The sequence below is a fragment of the Citrobacter sp. Cpo089 genome, from assembly GCF_030332695.1.
GTDB lineage: Bacteria > Pseudomonadota > Gammaproteobacteria > Enterobacterales > Enterobacteriaceae > Citrobacter > Citrobacter portucalensis.
This window is the reverse complement of sequence record NZ_JAOWHJ010000014.1, coordinates 1-449: the sequence shown is the minus strand read 5'-3', so window position 1 is coordinate 449 and position 449 is coordinate 1. Positions and strand designations below refer to the sequence as shown.

Below are 449 nucleotides of genomic sequence, written 5' to 3'. Positions count from 1 at the left end.
TCATTTCTTATTACGGAGAAATGAAACAGTGTGTCGTTTCAATTTTCAGCTTGATCCAGATTTTTAAAGAGCAAAACTTCGCAGTGAACCTTTTCAGGTACACTCTGAAGTTTTCTTGTGTTTTTGCAGTAAGGATGGTGGAGCTATGCGGGATCGAACCGCAGACCTCCTGCGTGCAAGGCAGGCGCTCTCCCAGCTGAGCTATAGCCCCATCGTAGTTATCTCATTCACCTTAATTCTTGCTGAGACAAGGCGTGGAACGGCGAAGCATACTGAAGTATGCGAGTCGTTTCACAACGCGGTATCAGAAAGAATTTGGTAGGCCTGAGTGGACTTGAACCACCGACCTCACCCTTATCAGGGGTGCGCTCTAACCACCTGAGCTACAAGCCTGCAGAGATTTTCTTACTGCTAATTTTCATCAGACAATCTGTGTGAGCACTACAAAG

Annotated in this window: 2 tRNA genes; both read right to left on the bottom strand. The window is 46.3% G+C overall.

The window, feature by feature from the left end:
• Positions 1-135: 135 nt before the first annotated feature.
• Positions 136-211, bottom strand: a tRNA-Ala gene (locus tag OGX92_RS01910).
• Between the two features lie 105 nt (positions 212-316).
• Positions 317-393, bottom strand: a tRNA-Ile gene (locus OGX92_RS01905).
• Between the last annotated feature and the right edge of the window lie 56 nt (positions 394-449).